The sequence below is a fragment of the Elioraea sp. genome, assembly GCF_051860475.1.
Lineage (GTDB): Bacteria > Pseudomonadota > Alphaproteobacteria > Acetobacterales > Acetobacteraceae > Elioraea.
In genome coordinates this window covers 1-838 of record NZ_JBHYDW010000301.1, presented here as the reverse complement: position 1 = coordinate 838, position 838 = coordinate 1, and the positions used below count along the sequence as shown (strand labels likewise).

Below are 838 nucleotides of genomic sequence, written 5' to 3'. Positions count from 1 at the left end.
CATGTTCTCGTCAATCAGCCAGTTGATGGCAAAACACAGCGCGAGTTCGCGGCCCTCGCCGGTGTGCCCACCGACCAGGGCGCAGCCGGCGGCGTTGAGCACCTCGACCGCGCCGGTCATCATTTGCAGCAGCAGGTCTTCCACCTTGGATTCCAGGCCAGGCGGCACGGTGGCAATGGCCGTGGCTGACTGCGCCTCGGCGCCCATGGCGAAGATGTCGCCCAGGGCGTGATTGGCCGCGACCTTGCCGAACAAGTAGGGGTCGTCGATGAAGCTGCGGAAAAAGTCCACCGTGTGCACCATGGCCTTGCCCGGCGGCACACGCACCACGGCGGCGTCGTCGGGAGCGTGAAGCCCGATCAGCACGTCGTCGCGCTCGACCGGTTGCAGGCTGCCGAGCGCACGGCTCAGGATGCTGGCGCCCACCTTTGCACCGCAGCCACCGCAGCGCATGGCGATGGCCGAGATTGCCTGGCGGGATTCTTCGGCGCTCAGGGCCAGGGTGCTGACCGGTGCGGCCGACGGGGCAGCCCCGGGCGCCATGTCTGGAAGCTCGGTGAACTGGCGCATGAAGCGGCGATCGATCCAGTCCTTCCAGGTCCAGACCCACGCACCGGCAAAGCCGATGGAGCCGCGTGAGGCCACGGCGTAGCGATTGCCGGTGGAGATCAGCGCCAGCCATTTGCGTTGCGGGTTGAAAGCCACCGGCGGCTGACCGCGCAGGCTCAAACGCAGGTTTCTCGCCAGCGGTGGGCCCATGCGCACAGCAAATACACCGGCCTTCTCCAATGGGCGGTTGGTGAACGAGGCCACATCCCCTGCCGCGAATACCTTGGGG

At 66.9% G+C, this 838-nt stretch carries 1 protein-coding gene; it reads right to left on the bottom strand.

Annotation, left to right across the window (positions count from 1 at the left end; genetic code table 11):
• The coding region (gene selD / locus ACTIFU_RS23875) for a selenide, water dikinase SelD (protein WP_439580816.1) at positions 1-813 on the bottom strand (813 nt) is incomplete at its 3' end.
• Between the last annotated feature and the right edge of the window lie 25 nt (positions 814-838).